Source organism: Micromonospora haikouensis (assembly GCF_000876225.1).
Lineage (GTDB): Bacteria > Actinomycetota > Actinomycetes > Mycobacteriales > Micromonosporaceae > Micromonospora > Micromonospora haikouensis.
In genome coordinates this window covers 154,535-173,932 of record NZ_JXSX01000002.1, presented here as the reverse complement: position 1 = coordinate 173,932, position 19,398 = coordinate 154,535, and the positions used below count along the sequence as shown (strand labels likewise).

Genomic DNA, 19,398 nt, shown 5'->3' with positions numbered 1-19,398 from the left:
TCAGGAGGAACGGGCGGTGGCTCAGAAGGCCAGGGCCGCCAGCCGGGCATCGACCACGACCGGGGCGTCGCCGGACACGGCAAGGACGAAGCGGAGCTTCTTCCCGCCGTCCAGCAGCACGGTGGCGGACGAGCCGTCGCACGCCACCCGGTGGCTCTCGCGTTGACCAAAGGGGAAGGCCACCAGCAGCAGCTCTCCCGGGCCGGTGCACCGGGCCTGCAGCAGGTGGGGCCGGGACCCGGCGGCGGGAACGGCACGCTGCTGCGGCGGCATGCCGGGGCGCAGGGTCAGCCGGGCCTGCCACAGGGTGCCGAACCCACCGAGGTCGCCGCCCCGGTCGTAGGGGACGGACCCGCTGGCATCGTCGGCCAGCACCTGCCCGGTGGGTCCGTCGAGGACGACGGCCCGGCGCGGGGACCTGAAGATCACCCGACCGTTCGCCGAATCGACGACGACATGGGGACTGTCACCGGGGACGACCCGACCCGTTTCCCGACCCGTTGGCACGGAGTCCACAGCGTCTACAGGATCCACGGCGGACGAACGGTCCGGCCCGCCCGTCGGGTCGATCCGGGGAGCCGCACCCCGCCACCACGCGCCGCCGGCGACCACGAGGAGCACGGCCAGCCCGGCCAGCACCCCGCCCCGCAGCCGATCCACCCAGACATCCCCCGCCCCACCCACACCGCCGAGCCTAACCCCCCGCCCCACCCCCCGCTCGGCTCGGTGATCAAGAGCTTTGCGTCATCGTCGAGATCAACTTTGACACTTTTCTCTTGATCACCGAAGCGAGGCCGGGGTGGGGAGGGGCGGGGTGGATCAGGGGGTGTGGTCCAGGAGGGCGGCGTAGAGGGTCAGGCCGGGGCCGAAGGCGAGCATCAGGATCCGCTCGGCAGGGCGTTGCGCCCGCAGGAGCCGGTCCAGGATCAGCATGACCGTCGCCGAGGAGCAGTTGCCGTGGGCGTCCAGGGTGGCGCGGGCCGCGTCCAGCGCCTGCGGCGGCAGCGCCAGCTCGCGCTCCACCACGTCCAGGATGCGCGGGCCGCCCGGGTGCACCGCCCAGCCGCCCACCTCCGACAGCGTCGCGCCGTGCCGGGCCAGCAGGCCGTCGACCAGGCCCCGGACGTGGCGGGAGAGCACCTGCGGGACCTTTGGGGACAGCCCCATCCGGAAGCCGGTGTCGGTGACGTCCCAGGTCATGTGGTCCGCCGTGGACGTGTCGGTGATGGCGGTGACCTCGCGCAGCGCGTACCCCCGGCCGCCGGGGACGACCACGGCGGCGACGGCGGCGTCCGAGAAGAGGGCGTGGGAGACGATCTGCTGGGTGTCCAGCCGGGCCGTCGCGGGCTGGATGTGCAGGCTGGTCAGCTCCGCGCAGAGCAGCAGCGCCGGCCGTTGCCGGGCGGTGACGAAGTCCCCGGCCGCGCCGAGCCCCGGCAGGGCCGCGTAGCAGCCCATGTGGCCGACGACCATCCGCTGGGTGTGCGGGGCCATGCCCAGGTCCCGGGCGAGCAGGATGTCCAGGCCGGGCGTGGCGTACCCGGTGCACGAGCAGACGATGAACATGCCGACGTCCCCGGCGTCCAGGCCGGCGGCGGTGAGCGCCCGGCCGACCGCCTCCTTGCCCAGCGGCAGCGCCTCGACCTGGTAGCGGCGCATCCGGCGCTCCGTCGGCCAGTCCGAGACGTCCTCCAGCAGCGGGTTGACCGCCGCCTGCCGCCGCGTCACGCCGGAGTTGGCGAAGATCCGCTGCGCGAGCGCCCGGGTGGCGTCGGGGAAGTGGCCGGCGAAGAAGCCCGACCAGAGCTCGTCCTGCGTGGCCCCCGGCGGCTGCGCCGTGCCCAGACCCGCGATCACCGGTACGGCCACGTTCCCCACCTCTCGTTCGCGTACCCCACGTCGTCACCAACGAGAGGCGGAGCTGTCGCGGTCCGGCCTCACCTGTACCCCGGCGCGCGCCCGGCTATCCGCGCCGGACGCCGCGCCCCTGGTAGAGCACCGCCGTCGACCAGGTCGGCCTGATCCGGGGCTCCCGCCCGCCCGATGGCGACAGGCCGCCGCCCAGCGGCGGCCGGCGGGCGGCCCGCAGCCGGCGGACCAGCCAGCGCAGGGTGCCGCCCACCTCCGGCCGGACGCCCCGGACCCGCAGCTCGACGCCGTGCCGGGCGCACTCGGCGATCAACTCCCGGTCGTCCACGAACAACCGTGGATCGTGGATGCCCCGGGGCACCGTCGGCAGCCGCTCGCCGATCTCCACCGCGACCAGCCGGCTCAGCGCGGTGTCGTTGAGCGTGTCCAGCACCAGCAGGCCGCCCGGCCGCAGCAGCCGGCACGCCTCCGCCACGGCGGCCCGCCAGTCCGGCACGTGTTCCAGCAGCTCACCGGCGGCCACCACGTCGGCGCAGCCGTCGGCCAGCGGCACGGCGGTGGCGTCGCCGTTGACCGGGGTCACCCCGTGCGCGGCGGCCTGGGCCAGGGCGGATCGGGTGAGGTCGACGCCGACGTGCCGGTAGCCCTTGCCCGCCACGTGCGGGGCGAGCAGGCCGGCGCCGCAGCCCAGGTCGACCAGGAGGGCGTCGGGCCGGGTGGCCGGCGGCACCAGGGCCGCCCGGGCGCGGGCGAGCCAGTGCAGCATCGCGAACGCCCCGTCGGGACGCCACCACTCGTCGGCCAGGTCGTCGTACTGCCGGGGATCGTTCGGCGGCAGCACGCGCGGCCGGTCGGACACGGGGGACGATCCGTAAGGCATGGCACCGAGCGTGGCACGACCGGACGGTAACGACCAGACTTCCCATATGGCGACGACGGTGTTAGGGCTGCTCAGGGCAAGTCACCCGGAGCCGGCTGCGGCGGTGACCGTGGTGGCGGGGCTGCTCGCCGTGGGGGTGGGGCACCGTGCGTCCGGGGTCGCCGCGGTGGCGCTCACGGTGCTCGCCAGCCAGCTCGCCGTCGGCTGGTCCAACGACCACCTGGACGCCGACCGGGACGCGGCGGTGGGGCGTACCGACAAGCCGGTCGCCGCCGGCGCGGTGAGCCGGCGCGCGGTGGGGCTGGCGACGCGGGCCGCGGCCCTGGCCACGGTGCTGCTCGCGGCGGCGACGACCAACCGCACGGCGGCGGTCTGGGCGACCGTGGCCCTGGTCTCCGCCCTGGCCTACAACTGGCCGCTGAAGTCGACGCCGTTCTCCGTGCTGCCCTACGCGGTGTCGTTCGGCGCGCTGCCCGCCTTCGTGGTGCTCGCGCTGCCCGGCGCCCCCGGCCCGCCGGCCTGGCTGGTGGCCGCCGCCGCTCTGCTGGGTGCCGGCGCGCACTTCGCCAACGTGCTGCCCGACCTGGCCGACGACGCCCGGACCGGGGTGCGGGGGCTGCCGCACCGGCTCGGCGCGGCCGGCAGCCGGGTGGCCGCCGCCGCGCTGCTGCTCGCCGCGACCGTCACCCTGGTCGCCGGGCCGCCCGGGCCGCCGTCGTGGTTCGGGCTGTCGGCGGTCGCGACCGCCGCGCTGGTCCCGCCCCTGACCTGGTACGCCGGCCGCAACGCCCGCCGCTCCGGCGACCGGGGGGTGGCCGCGTTCCGGGCCGTGCTGCTGGTGGCCCTGATCGACGTGGTGCTGCTGGTCACCGGCGGCCGGGTGCTCTGAGTGCCCGGGAAGGTGGTGGTGCCGGGTCGGCGTGCGGCTCCCGATCAGCCCCAACTACCCTGAAGCCGGTCTGCGCGGGTATGGCCACCGTGCCCGGCGACGGCCGGGTGGGGATCGTGACGAGGAGGACCGACGTGACGCGCTCGATCAGGGGTTCCCGGCGGGCGGCCCTGCTGCTGTCCGGCGTGGCGGCGGCGACCGGCCTGCTGGCGACCGGCTGCGGCGCCGGCCAGGTGGCCGAGACCGCCAACAAGGAGCCGTCGGTCCAGGGCGTCAACATCCAGACCTCGGACAACGCCTACAAGGTGCGCGGGCTCTACGTGGAGTACCCGGGCGCCGGTGGCTACCAGGCCGGCGCGAACGCCGCCGTCAACGCGGTGCTCTACAACGACACGCAGAGCCCGGTGACGGTGACCGTCACCACGGACAGCGCACGGGAGATCGTGATCAGCGGCGGCGCGTCCGCCTCGCCGAGCCCGTCGGCGTCGGCCAGCGAGTCGCCGTCGGAGAGCGCCTCGCCCTCGGGGTCCGCGTCGCCGTCCGGGTCCGCTTCGCCGTCCGGGTCGGCCTCGCCGTCCGAGGGCGCGTCGGAGGGCCCGTCCGCCTCGCCGAGCCCGTCGGCCCCGGCCGGGGAGCCGGCCCGGTTCGAGATCCCCGCCCTCGGCTACGTCCAGCTCAACGTGCAGGGTGGCCGGTCGCTCCAGCTCGTCGGCCTCAACCAGGCGCTGCTCGCCGGCCAGCAGGTCAACCTGACCTTCGACTTCGGCAACGGCAACACCGTCAGCACCCCGGCCCCGGTCGGCGTCCCGTTGACCCCGCTCCCGCAGCCGTCCCAGATCGTGCAGCGCGAGGGCGCGCACGGCGCGGAGGGCGGCACCGAGGGCTCCGGCCACGGCGGCTGACCGCCGACCGGTAACAGCTCGACCGCACCGCCGGCGTGGCACCCGCCACGCCGGCGGTGCTTCGTCGTACGGGGGGACTAACGTTCCGGTGTGACGACGCCCCGATCGACACCCTCCAGGGCGACCCCGCGCGGCCGGGCCGCCCGTGAGCCCCGCCCCGCCTACGAGTGCGACGCCTGCGGCCACCAGCCGCCCAAGTGGGTGGGGCGCTGCCCCGAGTGCGGCGAGTGGGGCTCGGTGGTCGAGTGCACGGTGACCGGCCCGACCGTCTCCGGGCGGGTGGTCAGCTCCCGGATGCCGGCCGAGCCGGCCCGGCCGATCGCCACCATCAGCGCCGCACCGGCCAAGGCCCGCCCCACCGGCGTGAGCGAGCTCGACCGGGTGCTCGGCGGCGGCCTGGTGCCCGGCGCGGTGGTGCTGCTCGCCGGCGAGCCGGGGGTCGGCAAGTCCACGTTGCTGCTCGACGTCGCCCAGCAGTGGGCGGCCACCGCCGGCAGCCCGTCGCTGGTGGTCAGCGGCGAGGAGTCGGTCAGCCAGGTGCGGTTGCGCGCCGAGCGGATGAACGCCCTGCACGACCAGCTCTGGCTGGCCGCCGAGAGCGACCTCGGCGCGGTCCTCGGCCACCTCGACGCGGTGAAGCCGGGGCTGCTGGTGCTCGACTCGGTGCAGACCATCTCCACCGCCGGCACCGAGGGGGTGCCCGGCGGGGTGACCCAGGTGCGGGCGGTCACCGCCGCCCTGGTCGCCGTGGCCAAGGAGCGGGGGGTCGCCACCGTTCTGGTCGGCCACGTCACCAAGGACGGCCAGGTGGCCGGGCCCCGGGTGCTGGAGCACCTGGTCGACGTGGTGCTGCACTTCGAGGGCGACAAGCACTCGTCGCTGCGGATGGTGCGCGGCGTGAAGAACCGGTTCGGCGCCGCCGACGAGGTCGGCTGCTTCGAGATGCACGAGGGCGGCATCAGCAGCCTCGCCGACCCGTCCGGGCTGTTCCTCACCCGCTACTCGGAGCCGGTGCCGGGCACCTGCGTCACGGTGGCGATGGAGGGGCGGCGGGCCCTGGTCACCGAGGTCCAGGCGCTGATCGGGGCGACCGTGGCGGGCTCGCCCCGGCGCACCGTGTCGGGGCTGGACGGGGCCCGGCTGGCGATGGTGCTGGCGGTGCTCCAGCGCCGCGCCGAGCGGCTGACCCTGCACGACCGGGAGGTCTTCGCGGCCACCGTCGGGGGCATCCGGGTGGTGGAGCCGGCCGCCGACCTGGCGGTGGCCCTCGCGGTCGCCTCCGGCGGTCTCAACCTCGCCATCAACCCGCACCTGGTGGCGATCGGCGAGGTGGGCCTCACCGGCGAGGTGCGCCGGGTCGGCGCGGTGCCCCGCCGGCTCGCCGAGGCGGCCCGGCTCGGCTTCCGGGTGGCCCTCGTGCCGCCGGGATGCGGCCCGGAGAGCGCCGGGGCGGGCCCCGAGAACATGCGCGTGATGGAGGTCACCGACGTGCGCTCGGCGCTCCAGTGTGCCGCCCGCGCATCGGCGGAGTGACCGACGGTGGCCGTCGGGTCGGACCGCCGGTGCGATTCCGGACAAGCGCGGCGGGCCTCCCGACACGGTCGACAGGGGGCATCGTGACACATCACAGTAACCACGACAGCACCCACCGCACGCCAGTCCGTAGACTGTGCGCGTGCCGATCGACCGCGATGCCAGCAAAACCGCCGGCGCGACACCCCACGCCCGCACCGGTGCCGTGGGCTCGCCCGCCCGTCCGATCAGCGTCAGCGTGACCGGGAGTGCCGGCGGCGCGAGCGGTGATCCGCTGCGGGCCAATCTCGCCCTCATGGCCCCCGGCACCGCGCTGCGTGACGGCCTGGAGCGGATCCTGCGTGGCCGCACGGGCGCGCTGATCGTCCTGGGCTACGACAAGGTCGTCGAGGGGCTGTGCACCGGCGGCTTCCCCCTCGACGTGGAGTTCTCGGCGACCCGGGTGCGGGAGCTGTGCAAGATGGACGGCGCGGTGGTGCTGTCCAGCGACGGCACCCGCATCGTCCGGGCGGCGGTGCACCTGATGCCGGACCCGTCGATCCCGACCGAGGAGTCCGGCACCCGGCACCGCACCGCCGAGCGGGTGGCCCGGCAGACCGGCTACCCGGTCATCTCCGTCAGCCAGTCGATGCGGATCATCAGCCTCTACGTCAACGGCCAGCGGCACGTGCTGGACGACTCGGCGGCCATCCTGTCCCGGGCCAACCAGGCCCTGGCCACCCTGGAGCGCTACAAGCTGCGTCTCGACGAGGTTTCCGGCACCCTTTCCGCCCTGGAGATCGAGGACCTGGTGACGGTCCGGGACGCGGTGGCGGTCGTGCAGCGGCTGGAGATGGTCCGCCGGATCGCCGACGAGATCGCCGGCTACGTGGTGGAGCTCGGCACCGACGGCCGCCTCCTGGCGCTGCAGCTCGACGAGCTGATGGCCGGCGTGGACGCCGACCGCACCCTGGTCATCCGCGACTACCTGCCCGCCGGCCGCAAGTCCCGCACGCTCGACGAGGCGCTGGTGGAGCTGGACCTGCTGGGCGCCACCGAGCTGATCGACCTGGTCGCGGTGGCGAAGGCCATCGGCTACCCGGCCGCCTCCGACGCGCTGGACGCGGCGGTCAGCCCGCGCGGCTTCCGGCTGCTGGCGAAGGTCCCCCGGCTGCCGGTGGCCATCGTCGACCGGCTGGTGCTGCACTTCGGCAGCCTCCAGCGGCTGCTCGGGGCCACCGTGGAGGACCTGCAGGCCGTCGAGGGCGTCGGCGACGCCCGCGCCCGCGGCGTCCGGGAGGGGCTGTCCCGGCTCGCCGAGGCCTCCATCCTCGAACGCTACGTCTGACGCGCCCGACGCCCGGCGGCAGCGGAACCGAGCCGCCGGGTGCCGGGCGTCGGAACCGCCTCGGCGGCGGGGCGGGCCGTCAGCCGGTGATGGTGAGCTTCACCGGCGAGCTGAGCTTGGTGTCGAGCCGCCCGAAGACCTGGTACGCCCCGGCCGGCGGGAACGGGCCGTTGGCGAGCCCGTCCTTGCAGCGGCTGGTGTCCCGCCCGTTCCAGTCCACCTGGTACGACCGCTCGAAGCCGGGCGTGAACGACTGCACGTCCGAGCCCTTGACGTTGCCGCAGGTGTCGGAGGACCAGACCTTCTCCGCGCCCGACTTGACGAACAGCTCCTGGAAGTCCGCGCCCACGTCGCGGCTGCAGGTGCGGTCCGACTTGTTCTTGATCTTGAGCTGGAGGCTGACCACGGTGCCCTGCTGCGCCGACGTCGGCAGCACCACCGGCGTCACCGAGATCTCCGCGTCGGTGCACGTCCCGGCGTCCGCACCGGGCCCGGCCGGAGCGCCATCGCCGCCGGAGGGGCCGCCGCTCGACCCGCCCTCGTCGCCCCCCGACGAGCCCGGGTCGCTGCCCGGGTCGTCCGACCCGCCGGGCGGCAGGCCGGTCTGCGGCGTCAGCACCGAGCCGCTCGGGTCGGGCACCGCCGACGGGTCGCCCGCACCCGGGGTCGCCGTCGGAGTCGGGGTCGACTTCGACTGCGGCGTGGTGCCGGTGTTGCCCGCGCCATTACAGGAATAGAGCAGGACAATCAGGAAGAGAAGGCCCGCTCCAAGTACGACGGCGCGACGCCGCCAGTACACGGCGGGTGGCAGGGGGCCGACCGTCAGACGCATGATGCCCCCACCGTAGCGGCGCGACGCACCGTCGTCGGGCGCGACGCGCCGGAGCACCCTCGGCTCACCGTGACGACCCTCCACTCACGACAGCGACACCCCGCCGGGGACGGCGGTCCCGCCCGCAGCGGCACCCGGCCCGGCGGTGCCGGGACCGGTCACTGGTAGACCTTGCGCTGGTAGATCGCGTGCGCCCCGGCCACCCGGTCCAGGAAGAGCAGGCCGAGACAGTGGTCGATCTCGTGCTGCAAGGCGCGCGCCTCGAAGCCGTCGGTGACCAGCCGCACCGGCGCCCCGGTGCCCGGCAGCAGCCCCTCGACGACCAGGCGGCTGGCCCGCTTGACGTCGCCGGTGAGGTCGGGCACCGACATGCAGCCCTCCCGGCCGCTCTTCCACCGGGTCGCCTCCACCACCCGGGCGTTGCACAGGACGAACGTGCCGTGCACGGTGAGCGCCTTCGGGTGACCGGTGACGTCCACCGCGAACACCTGCGCGCCCACGCCGACCTGCGGGGCGGCGAGGCCCACGCAACCCGGTGAGACCCGCATCGTGGCGATCAGGTCGGCGGCCAGGCGGACCACCTCGTCCGAGGTCGGATCCACCTCCGGCCCCGGCCGGCTGAGCACCGGGTCGGGGGCGGACACCACCGGGCGCACCTCCCCCGGCACCGGCAGCGCCGCCGGTGTCCAGCCCGCGAGGCCCGCGTACTCCGTCGTCACAGCAGGTCCGTGTCCGCCGGGCGGAGGCTGACCCCCACGCCCAACTCCGCGGCGGTACGCGCCAGCCGGCCGGCCACCTCGTCGAAGGTGCCCGGCGGCAGGTCGACCTCCGCCACCACCACGTAGAGGGAGCCGGTCAGCCGGGTGCTCAGGTCGGTGACGTTGCCGCCCGCGTCGGTCAGGACCCGCGTCATCGCCGCGACGATGCCCATCCGGTCCGCGCCGTGCACCGCCAGCACGTACGGCTCACCGGTCGGCGCGGTCGCGCCGTCGGGGGCGACCGCCCGTACGGTGGCCAGGAGCTGGCCGTCGGCGGCGAGCGGGGCCAGCGCGGCCTCGACGTCGGCGGCGGCCGGGCCCACACAGATCAGGGTCATCGCGAAATGGCCCCGCAGCCGGGTCATGGTGGAGTCGGTGAGGTTCGCGCCCAGCCGGGCGAGCACCTCGGCGACGTCGGCCACGATGCCGGGCCGGTCCCGGCCGATGACGGTGATCGCGAGCTCGCTCATCCGGGCATTCTGCCCGATCGGGGGGCGGCCTCCGCGTCGCCCCGCCCGGCCCGCCCAACCTGCGGGAAGGCGGCCCGTGACATGATCGACGACGCGATGTCCGAGCACACCTTCGCCACCCGCGTCAGCCGGTGGTACGAGCGCAACGCCCGCGACCTGCCGTGGCGGGTGCCCGGCGTGGGCGCGTGGGCGATCCTGGTCAGCGAGGTCATGCTCCAGCAGACGCCCGTGGTGCGGGTGCTGCCGGCGTACGAGGCGTGGCTGGCCCGCTGGCCCACGCCCGCCGCGCTCGCCGCCGACCCGCCCGCCGAGGCGATCCGGATGTGGGGAAGGCTGGGCTACCCGCGCCGGGCGATGCGGCTGCACGACTGCGCGGTGGCGATCGTCGAGCGGCACGGCGGCGAGGTGCCGGACCGGCTGGAGCAGCTGCTCGCCCTGCCGGGGGTCGGCACGTACACGGCGCGGGCGGTGGCCGCCTTCGCGTACGGGCAGCGGCACCCGGTGGTGGACACCAACGTGCGGCGGGTGGTCAGCCGGGCGGTCGCCGGGGAGCCGGACGCCGGCCCGGCCACCCGCCCCGCCGACCTGGTGGCCACCGAGGAACTGCTGCCGGCGGAGCCGGCCGAGGCCGCCCTGGCCAGCGCCGCGTTCATGGAGCTGGGGGCCGTCGTCTGCACCGCCCGGTCGCCCCGGTGCGCGGTCTGCCCGGTGGAGTCGATCTGCGCCTGGCGGGCCTCCGGCCAGGCGGCGCCGGCCGGCCCGACGCGGCGTCCCCAGCGGTACGCGGGCACGGACCGCCAGGTCCGCGGGCTGCTGCTGGCGGTGCTGCGGGAGTCCAGCGGGCCCGTGCCGCGCCAACGGCTGGACCAGGTCTGGACCGACGACGTGCAGCGCTCCCGGGCCCTCGCGGGGCTGGTCACCGACGGCCTGGTGGAACCGGCCGGCGGGGAGACGTTCCGCCTCGCGGGCGACGGCCCGGCGATCCCGGCCCCGGCCCTGGACGCCTGACCCGCCCCGGGCCGGCCGGGGTCCCACCCGGCCAGCCCGGACCGCCCCCGGACCGCCTTCGTGTCCCGCCCCGCTCAGGCAGGGCCGCCAGGTCGCCGACATCGCGGCTTCCGCGCCGCCTGATGCCCCCATATCCCCGGCATCCACCGCAGGAAGAACGGGCGAGGGCCCGGCGGCTCTCGCCGCCGGGCCCTCGCCCGTTCTGTCGTCGTTCTCCTCGGCTCAGGCGGCCTCGGTGCCGCCCAGCTCGGCGGGGACGGCGTCGGGGACCTCGGCGGGTCGGTCCGAGCCGCGGAACACCAGCTTGGACTTGTCGATGTCCTCCGGGTCGCCCTCGCAGTCGACCACGACGATCTGGCCGGGGGTCAACTCGTTGAACAGGATCCGCTCGGACAGGTTGTCCTCGATGTCGCGCTGGATCGTGCGCCGCAGCGGCCGCGCGCCCAGGACCGGGTCGAAGCCCTTCTTCGCCAGGTACTTCTTGGCGTTGTCGGTCAGCTCCAGCCCCATGTCCTTGTTGCGCAGCTGGGTCTCGATCCGGGCGATCATGATGTCCACGATCGAGAGGATCTCGGTCTGCCGCAGCTGGTGGAACACGATGGTGTCGTCGATCCGGTTGAGGAACTCCGGCCGGAAGTGCTGCTTCAGCTCGTCGTTGACCTTCTGCTTCATCCGGTCGTAGTTGGACTCCGAGTCCTCCGACGCCTGGAAGCCCAGCGACACGGCCTTGGCGACGTCCCGGGTGCCGAGGTTGGTGGTCAGGATGATGACCGTGTTCTTGAAGTCCACGATCCGGCCCTGGCCGTCGGTCAGCCGCCCGTCCTCCAGGATCTGGAGGAGAGTGTTGAACACGTCCGGGTGGGCCTTCTCGATCTCGTCGAAGAGGACCACGGAGAACGGCCGACGCCGCACCTTCTCGGTCAGCTGCCCGCCCTCGTCGTACCCGACGTAGCCGGGAGGGGCACCGACGAGCCGGGACACCGTGTACCGGTCGTGGAACTCGGACATGTCGAGCTGGATGAGGGCGTCCTCGCTGCCGAACAGGAACTCCGCGAGCGCCTTGGACAGCTCGGTCTTACCCACGCCGGACGGGCCGGCGAAGATGAACGAGCCGGATGGGCGCTTCGGGTCCTTCAGGCCGGCCCGGGTGCGCCGGATGGCCTTCGAGACGGCCTTGACCGCGTCCTCCTGGCCGATGACGCGCTTGTGCAGCTCGTCCTCCATGCGGAGCAGGCGGGAGGTCTCCTCCTCGGTCAGCTTGTAGACCGGGATGCCGGTCCAGTTGCCCAGGACCTCGGCGATCTGCTCGTCGTCGACCTCGCTGACGACGTCGAGGTCGCCGGCCTTCCACTCCTTCTCCCGCTGCGCCTTCTGGCCCAGCAGCTGCTTCTCCTTGTCGCGGAGCTGCGCGGCGCGCTCGAAGTCCTGCGCGTCGATCGCGGACTCCTTGTCGCGGCGCACCTGCGCGATGCGCTCGTCGAAGTCCCGCAGGTCCGGCGGCGCGGTCATCCGGCGGATCCGCATCCGCGCGCCCGCCTCGTCGATCAGGTCGATCGCCTTGTCCGGCAGGAAGCGGTCGGAGATGTATCTATCGGCCAGAGTTGCGGCGGCCACGAGGGCGGCGTCGGTGATCGAGACGCGGTGGTGCGCCTCGTACCGGTCGCGCAGGCCCTTCAGGATCTCGATCGTGTGCGCCAGGGACGGCTCACCCACCTGGATCGGCTGGAACCGCCGCTCCAAGGCGGCGTCCTTCTCCAGGTGCTTGCGGTATTCGTCGAGCGTCGTGGCGCCGATGGTCTGCAGCTCGCCACGGGCCAGCATCGGCTTGAGGATCGACGCCGCGTCGATCGCGCCCTCCGCCGCGCCCGCGCCGACGAGGGTGTGAATCTCGTCGATGAACAGGATGATGTCGCCCCGGGTGCGGATCTCCTTGAGCACCTTCTTCAGGCGCTCCTCGAAGTCACCCCGGTAGCGGGAGCCGGCGACCAGCGCGCCCAGGTCGAGGGTGTAGAGCTGCTTGTCCTTCAGCGTCTCCGGGACCTCGCCCTTGATGATCTTCTGGGACAGGCCCTCCACGACGGCGGTCTTGCCGACGCCGGGCTCACCGATCAGCACCGGGTTGTTCTTGGTGCGGCGGGACAGCACCTGCATGACCCGCTCGATCTCCTTCTCCCGCCCGATGACCGGGTCGAGCTTGCCCTCGCGGGCAGCCTGGGTCAGGTTCCGACCGAACTGGTCCAGCACCAGGCTGGTCGACGGCGCGGCCTCGCCCGTCGTCGTGCCGGCCGCCGCGGGCTCCTTGCCCTGGTAGCCGGAGAGGAGCTGGATCACCTGCTGGCGGACCCGGTTGAGGTCGGCCCCGAGCTTCACCAGGACCTGGGCGGCGACGCCCTCGCCCTCGCGGATCAGGCCGAGCAGGATGTGCTCCGTGCCGATGTAGTTGTGGCCGAGCTGCAGCGCCTCGCGCAGCGACAGCTCCAGGACCTTCTTCGCCCGCGGCGTGAACGGGATGTGCCCGCTCGGCGCCTGCTGGCCCTGACCGATGATCTCCTCGACCTGCTGACGCACACCCTCCAGCGAGATCCCCAGACTCTCCAGGGCCTTCGCCGCGACACCCTCACCCTCGTGGATCAGGCCCAGCAGGATGTGCTCCGTACCGATGTAGTTGTGGTTGAGCATCCGGGCCTCTTCCTGGGCCAGGACGACAACCCGTCGCGCTCGGTCGGTGAACCGCTCGAACATGCCCTCGTGCTCCTCACGTGCCGTGCGCCTTGATGGTCAGATCTCGGCGGGGCCGGTGCGCGGACGTCCGGGACGGGCGTCCTTGCCTCATTACTCTATCGCCGCGGACCGACTCCGCTGAGGTCGTGTGTCCTCCGCGGGGGTCCGGTACGCGTCGTTTTAGCCAACCGTCCGCGCTCAGGGCGTGTTCCGGGGTCTCCGCGTGTACGCGCAGAGCGAAATTCGGACGGGCGGTGGGACCCGGCTGCGGGCCTCCCCGCGGGCCCGCAGCCGCCCTCCGGAGACCCGGGTCGGGCGGCGGTTCGGCCGGGCCGACGAGCGGACCAGGCCGACGGCCGGTTGTCCACAGGCTGTGGACGAGTTTTCCACCGGTTGTGGACAACGCCGCGGTGGAGCGGGTTCTTCCCGGCGGGGGTGACACGGCGACGCCGGCCCGGAGGTGTGCTCCGGTCCGGCGTCGGTGTCGCCCGTGTCGGGGTTGTCCCGCCGAGGGCCTTGTCGCACCCGGCGACTGCGGCGGTCACCCGGGACCGCCTCGGCGCTCAGCGCTTCGCGTGGAACTCGTCGACGATCTCCTGGGGGATGCGCCCCCGGTCGGAGATCTCCTTGCCCTCCCGCTTGGCCCACGCCCGGATCGCCTTGTTCTGCTCACGGTCGGCGGTGGCGCCACCCCGGCCGCGCGCAGCCCGCCCGCCGACCACCACGCCGCCCCGGCCCACCTTGGTGCCGTTGGCGACGTAGGGCGAGAAAACCTCCCGCAATTTCTCGGCGTTCGTGGCGGACAGGTCGATCTCGTACTGAACGCCGTCGAGCGCGAACTTGACGGTCTCGTCAGCGTCCCCGCCGTCCAGGTCATCGACCAGCTTGTGAATGATCTGCTTGGCCACGTCCCACATTCCTTTCGAGCAGGGTGATCCTGCAAACTGAGAGCACAATAACCCGCCCGATGCTTGCCTCGTCAATAGGATGCGGTAACTGCCCCTAGCGGTGTGGCCGGTCGGCTACTCCGCGCGGACCAACGGGAAGAGGATGGTTTCCCGAATTCCCAGGCCCGTCAGCGCCATCAACAGCCGGTCGATTCCCATTCCCATGCCGCCGGCCGGGGGCATTCCGTACTCCATGGCCCGGAGAAAGTCCTCGTCGAGCCGCATGGCCTCGTCGTCGCCGCGCGCCGCGAGCTGGGCCTGGGCGACGAGCCGCTCCCGCTGCACGACCGGGTCGACCAGCTCCGAGTACGCGGTGCCCAGCTCGAACCCGAGGACGTAGAGGTCCCACTTCTCGGCCAGCCCCGGCTCGCTGCGGTGGGCCCGGGTCAGCGGGCTGGTCTCCTCCGGGTAGTCCCGCACGAACGTCGGCGCCTGGAGCCCCGGCACGACCAGTTCCTCGAACAGCTCCTCGGCGAGCTTGCCCGGCCCCCACTTCGGGTCGACGGCCAGGCCGACCTTGTCGGCGTACTCGACGAGGCGGGCCCGCTCGGTGCGGACGGTGACCTCTTCACCGAGCGCCTCCGAAAGCACCCCGAAGAGCGTCACGGAGCGCCACTCGCCGCCCAGATCGAACTCGCGGCCATCCGCGTGCGTCACCACGGTCGAGCCGCCGACCGCGATCGCGGCCTCCTGCACCAGATTACGGGTCAGCGACGCCATCGTGTCGTAGTCGCCGTACGCCTCGTAGGCCTCCAGCATCGCGAACTCGGGCGAGTGCGAAGAGTCGACGCCCTCATTACGGAAGTTACGGTTGATCTCGAACACCCGATCGACGCCGCCGACCACGGCGCGCTTGAGAAACAGTTCCGGTGCGATTCGCAGATACAGATCGGTGCTCAACGCATTGCTGTGGGTCACGAATGGCCGGGCCGCCGCACCGCCGTGCAGCAACTGGAGCATCGGCGTCTCCACCTCGACGAAGCCCTGCCCGTGGAGGCAGTCGCGCAGGCTCCGCACGGCAGCGGCCCGCGTACGCACCATCTGCCGCGCCTGCGGGCGGACGATCAGGTCGACGTAGCGCTGGCGGACCCGGGCCTCCTCGCTGAGCGGCTTGTGCGCCACCGGCAGCGGGCGCAGCGCCTTCGCGGTGATCGCCCACTGCTCGGCCAGCACCGACAGCTCGCCGCGCCGGCTGGTGATCACCTCGCCGGTCACCCCGACGTGGTCGCCCAGGTCGACGAGGCGCTTCCAGTCGTCCAGCCGCTCCGCCCCGACCCGGTCGAGGGAGAGCATCGCCTGGAGTTCGGTGCCGTCGCCGTCCCGCAACGTCGCGAAGCAGAGCTTGCCGGTGTTCCGTACGAAGATCACCCGGCCGGTGACCGAGACCCGGTCGCCCGTGGCGGTGTCGGTGGGCAGGTCGGCGTAACGCGCGCGGACCTCGGCCAGGGTGTCGGTCCGGGCGAACCCGACGGGGTACGGCTCGACGCCCTCGGCGAGCATCCGGTCCCGCTTCTCCCGGCGGACCTTCATCTGCTCGGGAAGGTCGTCGGCGGGGTCGACTGGCACGGCGTTCTGCTCGGTCACGGCACGCTTCCTCAGCTAAGGAGTTTCGGCGGGGTCAGGGCCGAGCGTACTCAAGGGCTCTGGCGGCCGTTACGGGATAACCTCCCGCCATGACCGACCCCACCGAAGCCCTGTCGTTCGGCGCGGCCGCCGCCCCAACGGGTACGGGGTGAGAGGGGTGCCCTTCTCTACCGAAAGCGTTGACAGGGGGCCCTTCCTTGCACCTCACACGTTGCGGTCGTAGACCATGCGCAGGCCGATGAGAGTGATCATCGGCTCGTGGTGGGTGATGGTGCGGCACTCGCCGATCACCACCGACGCCAGCCCCCCGGTGGCGATCACCGCCCGCACCTCGCCCAGCTCCTCGGTCATCCGCTCGACGATCCGGTCGACCTGCCCGGCGAAGCCGAAGTAGAGCCCCGACTGGAGACACTCGACGGTGTTCTTGCCGATCACCGAGCGGGGCTTGGCCGCCTCCACCTTGCGCAGCTGGGCGGCGCGGGCCGCGAGCGCGTCGAAGGAGATCTCGATGCCGGGGGCGAACGCGCCGCCGAGGAACTCCCCCCGGCCGCTGATCACGTCGAAGTTGGTGGTGGTGCCGAAGTCGACCACGATCGACGGCCCGCCGAACAGCGTGTACGCCGCGAGCGTGTTGACCACCCGGTCGGAGCCGACCTCCTTCGGGTTGTCGATCGCCAGTTGCACGCCGGTGCGTACCCCCGGCTCGACGATGACGCTCGGCAGGTCGGCGTAGTAGCGGGCGAGCATCGTCCGCAGCGACCGCAGCGCGGCCGGCACCGTCGAGCAGGCGGCCACCCCGGTGATCTCCACGGCGTCACCGGCGAGCAGCCCCCGGAACATCAGCCCGAGCTCGTCCGCCGTGGAGCGGGCGTCGGTCTTGATCCGCCAGGAGTGCACCAGCTTGTCGCCGTCGAAGGTCGCCAGCACGGTGTTGGTGTTTCCGATGTCGATGCAGAGCAGCACGCACGCAGCCTAGACGCGCGGAGGTTCACCGGGGGCGCAGGTCCAGCGCGACGTCCAGGATCGGCGAGGAGTGCGTCAGCGCGCCGACCGAGAGGTAGTCCACGCCGGTCGCCCCGTACTCCGCCACCACGTCGAGGGTCAGCCCGCCGGTCGCCTCCAGCTCCGCCCGGTCCCCCACCGCGGCCACCACCTCGCGCAGCGTCGCCGGGGTCATGTTGTCCAGCAGCAGGAAGTCGGCGCCCGCCTCCACGGCCTCCAGCGCCTCGGCGAGGGTGTCCACCTCCACCTGCACCGCCACGCCGGGGAAGACCTCCCGGACCCGCCGGTAGGCCGCCGCGACACCGCCGGCCGCGAACTTGTGGTTGTCCTTGATCATGGCGACGTCGTACAGGCCCATCCGCTTGTTGGTGCCACCGCCGGCCCGCACCGCGTACTTCTCCAGCGCCCGCAGGCCCGGGGTGGTCTTGCGGGTGTCCAGCACGGTCGCCTTCGTGCCGGCCAGCGCGTCCGCCCAGGCCCGGGTGTGGGTGGCCACCCCGGACATCCGGCAGAGCAGGTTGAGCGCCGTGCGCTCGGCGGTGAGCAGCAGCCGGGTCGGCCCGGCCACCGTCGCCAGCACGTCGCCGCGGGCCACCCGCTGCCCGTCGTGGGCCACGACCGACACCTCGACGGTACGGCCACCGCCCGCCTTCGCGCCGGCAGCCGGCCCGGCACCGGGGCCGGCCGGGAAGCCGGTCACCTCGGCGGCCAGCTCGAACGCGGCGGCCGCCACGGCCAGCCCCGCGACCACCCCGTCGGCGCGGGCGACCAGGTCGGCCGTGTCGGTCTGGGTCGCCGGGATCGTGGCGACGCTGGTGACGTCGAGGAAGTCCGGGCCGAGGTCCTCGGCGAACGCGGTGACGAGCACCCGCCGTACCTCGGCCGGGTCCAGCCCGGCCGCCCGCAGCGCCTGCTCCGTCGTATCCCTCATCGCTCTCCAGCCTCCCAGCGAGACGTCAGCCTGCCCTGCGCCCCGACCTCGGCCACCAGGTGGCCCCGCCACCGCTCGTCCGCCGTCGGGTGGTCCTCCCGCCAGTGGCAACCCCGGGTCTCCTGGCGGGCGTACGCGGCGGCGACCAGCGCCGACGCCACCGTGATCAGGTTCGTGGCCTCCCAGTCGGCGGTGCGCGGGGTGCCCCGGCCGGAACCCAGCTCGCCCAGCTCCGTGGCGGTGGCGGCGAGCGTGTCCGCCGAGCGCAGCACCCCGGCGCCCCGGGTCATCGCCCGCTGCAGCGCGGGCGTCCCCTCGGCGGGCACCACCCAGCCGCCCCCGCCGGCCCACGCGCCGCCCTCGGCGGGCCGGGCCTGCTCGGGCAGGCCGGCGGCGATGTCCTCGGCGATCCGGCGGGAGAACACCAGCCCCTCCAGCAGCGAGTTGCTGGCCAGCCGGTTCGCGCCGTGCACGCCCGTGCAGGCCACCTCGCCGCAGGCGTACAGGCCGGGGATGGAGGTGCGACCGCGCAGGTCCGTGCGGACGCCGCCCGAGGCGTAGTGGGCGGCCGGGGCGACCGGGATCAGGTCGGTGGCCGGGTCGACGCCGATGGCCAGGCAGGAGGCGACGATGGTCGGGAAGCGCCCGGCCAGGAAGTCGCCGCCGAGGTGCCGGGCGTCGAGGTAGACGTGGTCGGCGCCGGTGGCCAGCATGACCCGGTGGATGCCCTTGGCCACCACGTCCCGGGGGGCCAGCTCCGCCAGCTCGTGCTGGCCGACCATGAACCGCTTGCCGTCGCCGTCGACGAGGTGCGCGCCCTCGCCGCGCAGCGCCTCGGAGACGAGCGGCTGCTGCGCCCGGCCGGCCCCCGGCACGCCGGCGCCGGCCGGGGTGATCAGCGCCGTGGGGTGGAACTGGACGAACTCCACGTCGGTGACCGCCGCGCCGGCCCGCATGGCCAGCGCCACGCCGTCGCCGGTGGAGACGGCCGGATTGGTGGTGGCGGAGAAGACCTGCCCCATCCCGCCGGTGGCGAGCACCACCGCGCGGGCCAGCAGCGCGCCGACGCCGTCCTCGCTGCCCTCGCCGAGCACGTGCAGGGTGATCCCGCAGGCCGGGCCGAGCCCGCCGGGCCCGTCGCCGGGGGCGCGCAGCAGGTCGAGCACGAGGGCGTGTTCGACCAGCCGGATCCACGGGTCGCGTTGGACCGCCGCGTGCAGGGCCCGCTGCACCTCCGCGCCGGTGGCGTCCCCGCCGGCGTGCACGATCCGGTCGGCCCGGTGCCCGCCCTCCCGGGTGAGCATGAGCGAGCCGTCGGGGTGGCGGTCGAACTCCGCGCCGATGCGCATCAGCTCCCGCAGCCGGGTCGGCCCCTCCTCCACCAGCACCCGCACGGCGGCGGGGTCGCACAGCCCGACCCCGGCGACCTCGGTGTCGAAGGCGTGCGCGGCCGGGGTGTCCGCCGGGTCGAGCACGGCGGCGATGCCGCCCTGGGCCCAGCGGGTCGAGCCGTCGTCGATGTTGACCTTGGTGACCACGGTGACGTGCAGGCCGGCCTCGCGCAGGTGCAGCGCGGCGGTCAGCCCGGCCACCCCGGAGCCGACCACGATCACGTCGGTGGTCTCCACCCAACCGGGCGCGGGCGCGGCCAGCATCGTCGGCAGGACGGGCAGGTCGACGGTCGGTAGGTCCATGAGCACAGTCAACCCGAACGCCGTTCACCTCGGGCGGCGGGGGCGGGACGA

At 73.8% G+C, this 19,398-nt stretch carries 17 protein-coding genes; 5 read left to right on the top strand and 12 right to left on the bottom strand.

Going from position 1 to position 19,398, the window contains the following annotated elements; genetic code table 11:
* Positions 1-21 precede the first annotated feature (21 nt).
* The 3 genes from TK50_RS17355 to TK50_RS17345 form a co-directional block, all read right to left on the bottom strand.
* On the bottom strand, positions 22-429 hold the full coding sequence (locus tag TK50_RS17355) for a hypothetical protein (RefSeq protein WP_043965054.1): 408 nt from the start codon (positions 427-429) through the stop codon (positions 22-24).
* A gap of 390 nt (positions 430-819) precedes the next feature.
* Positions 820-1,869, bottom strand: coding sequence for a type III polyketide synthase (locus TK50_RS17350; RefSeq protein ID WP_043966405.1), 1,050 nt, complete (start codon positions 1,867-1,869; stop codon positions 820-822).
* A 94-nt stretch (positions 1,870-1,963) separates the two neighbouring features.
* Positions 1,964-2,749 (bottom strand): methyltransferase domain-containing protein, encoded by a 786-nt coding sequence (locus tag TK50_RS17345; RefSeq protein WP_043965053.1) that lies wholly within the window; start codon positions 2,747-2,749, stop codon positions 1,964-1,966.
* A gap of 46 nt (positions 2,750-2,795) precedes the next feature.
* Between TK50_RS17345 and TK50_RS17340 the strand changes: the two genes are divergently transcribed.
* From TK50_RS17340 to disA, 4 genes are all read left to right on the top strand, one after another.
* Complete coding sequence (locus TK50_RS17340; RefSeq protein ID WP_043965051.1) at positions 2,796-3,638, top strand: UbiA family prenyltransferase; 843 nt, start codon at positions 2,796-2,798, stop codon at positions 3,636-3,638.
* A 134-nt stretch (positions 3,639-3,772) separates the two neighbouring features.
* On the top strand, positions 3,773-4,540 hold the full coding sequence (locus TK50_RS17335) for a copper chaperone PCu(A)C (RefSeq protein ID WP_043966403.1): 768 nt from the start codon (positions 3,773-3,775) through the stop codon (positions 4,538-4,540).
* A 90-nt stretch (positions 4,541-4,630) separates the two neighbouring features.
* Positions 4,631-6,073, top strand: a complete 1,443-nt coding sequence (gene radA, locus TK50_RS17330; RefSeq protein ID WP_043965049.1) for a DNA repair protein RadA — start codon at positions 4,631-4,633, stop codon at positions 6,071-6,073.
* Positions 6,074-6,215: 142 nt separating this feature from the next.
* Complete coding sequence (gene disA, locus TK50_RS17325; protein ID WP_043966401.1) at positions 6,216-7,400, top strand: DNA integrity scanning diadenylate cyclase DisA; 1,185 nt, start codon at positions 6,216-6,218, stop codon at positions 7,398-7,400.
* Positions 7,401-7,479: 79 nt separating this feature from the next.
* Here disA and TK50_RS17320 read toward each other — a convergent pair whose 3' ends face one another.
* From TK50_RS17320 to TK50_RS17310, 3 genes are all read right to left on the bottom strand, one after another.
* A complete protein-coding gene (locus tag TK50_RS17320) occupies positions 7,480-8,232 on the bottom strand; it encodes a hypothetical protein (RefSeq protein ID WP_043966398.1) in 753 nt (250 codons plus the stop codon).
* 158 nt (positions 8,233-8,390) lie between these two features.
* Positions 8,391-8,951 carry a peptide deformylase gene (locus TK50_RS17315; RefSeq protein ID WP_043965047.1) on the bottom strand — a complete coding sequence of 187 codons (561 nt, stop codon included), beginning with the start codon at positions 8,949-8,951 and terminating at the stop codon, positions 8,391-8,393.
* Positions 8,948-9,460 (bottom strand): glycine cleavage system transcriptional repressor, encoded by a 513-nt coding sequence (locus TK50_RS17310; protein ID WP_043965045.1) that lies wholly within the window; start codon positions 9,458-9,460, stop codon positions 8,948-8,950. The genes TK50_RS17315 and TK50_RS17310 overlap by 4 nt, the downstream gene beginning before the upstream one ends.
* Positions 9,461-9,556: 96 nt before the next feature.
* Between TK50_RS17310 and TK50_RS17305 the strand changes: the two genes are divergently transcribed.
* Positions 9,557-10,468, top strand: a complete 912-nt coding sequence (locus tag TK50_RS17305) for an HhH-GPD family protein (protein ID WP_043966396.1) — start codon at positions 9,557-9,559, stop codon at positions 10,466-10,468.
* Positions 10,469-10,690: 222 nt separating this feature from the next.
* Here the strand turns inward: TK50_RS17305 and TK50_RS17300 are convergent, their stop codons facing one another.
* The 6 genes from TK50_RS17300 to TK50_RS17275 form a co-directional block, all read right to left on the bottom strand.
* The gene (locus TK50_RS17300; RefSeq protein WP_043965043.1) at positions 10,691-13,210 is read right to left on the bottom strand and encodes an ATP-dependent Clp protease ATP-binding subunit; all 2,520 of its coding nucleotides are present in this window, start codon (positions 13,208-13,210) and stop codon (positions 10,691-10,693) included.
* 542 nt (positions 13,211-13,752) lie between these two features.
* The gene (locus tag TK50_RS17295; protein ID WP_198956599.1) at positions 13,753-14,097 is read right to left on the bottom strand and encodes a histone-like nucleoid-structuring protein Lsr2; all 345 of its coding nucleotides are present in this window, start codon (positions 14,095-14,097) and stop codon (positions 13,753-13,755) included.
* Between the two features lie 114 nt (positions 14,098-14,211).
* Positions 14,212-15,720 carry a lysine--tRNA ligase gene (gene lysS / locus TK50_RS17290; RefSeq protein WP_043965039.1) on the bottom strand — a complete coding sequence of 503 codons (1,509 nt, stop codon included), beginning with the start codon at positions 15,718-15,720 and terminating at the stop codon, positions 14,212-14,214.
* 204 nt (positions 15,721-15,924) lie between these two features.
* Positions 15,925-16,683, bottom strand: coding sequence for a type III pantothenate kinase (locus TK50_RS17285; protein ID WP_043965037.1), 759 nt, complete (start codon positions 16,681-16,683; stop codon positions 15,925-15,927).
* A 25-nt stretch (positions 16,684-16,708) separates the two neighbouring features.
* Positions 16,709-17,653 carry a carboxylating nicotinate-nucleotide diphosphorylase gene (nadC, locus tag TK50_RS17280; protein ID WP_043965035.1) on the bottom strand — a complete coding sequence of 315 codons (945 nt, stop codon included), beginning with the start codon at positions 17,651-17,653 and terminating at the stop codon, positions 16,709-16,711.
* Positions 17,650-19,347: an L-aspartate oxidase gene (locus TK50_RS17275; RefSeq protein WP_043965033.1), complete on the bottom strand. Its 1,698-nt coding sequence runs from the start codon at positions 19,345-19,347 to the stop codon at positions 17,650-17,652. The genes nadC and TK50_RS17275 overlap by 4 nt, the downstream gene beginning before the upstream one ends.
* Positions 19,348-19,398: the final 51 nt, after the last annotated feature.

Excerpts from the sequence above, each read along its gene's own strand:
- TK50_RS17345 (WP_043965053.1), bottom strand. The coding sequence starts at position 2,749 with ATGCCTTACGGATCGTCCCCCGTGTCCGACCGGCCGCGCGTGCTGCCG.
- TK50_RS17340 (WP_043965051.1), top strand. The coding sequence starts at position 2,796 with ATGGCGACGACGGTGTTAGGGCTGCTCAGGGCAAGTCACCCGGAGCCG.
- TK50_RS17320 (WP_043966398.1), bottom strand. The coding sequence starts at position 8,232 with ATGCGTCTGACGGTCGGCCCCCTGCCACCCGCCGTGTACTGGCGGCGT.
- TK50_RS17310 (WP_043965045.1), bottom strand. The coding sequence starts at position 9,460 with ATGAGCGAGCTCGCGATCACCGTCATCGGCCGGGACCGGCCCGGCATC.
- TK50_RS17305 (WP_043966396.1), top strand. The coding sequence starts at position 9,557 with ATGTCCGAGCACACCTTCGCCACCCGCGTCAGCCGGTGGTACGAGCGC.
- TK50_RS17300 (WP_043965043.1), bottom strand. The coding sequence starts at position 13,210 with ATGTTCGAGCGGTTCACCGACCGAGCGCGACGGGTTGTCGTCCTGGCC.
- nadC (WP_043965035.1), bottom strand. The coding sequence starts at position 17,653 with ATGAGGGATACGACGGAGCAGGCGCTGCGGGCGGCCGGGCTGGACCCG.
- TK50_RS17275 (WP_043965033.1), bottom strand. The coding sequence starts at position 19,347 with ATGGACCTACCGACCGTCGACCTGCCCGTCCTGCCGACGATGCTGGCC.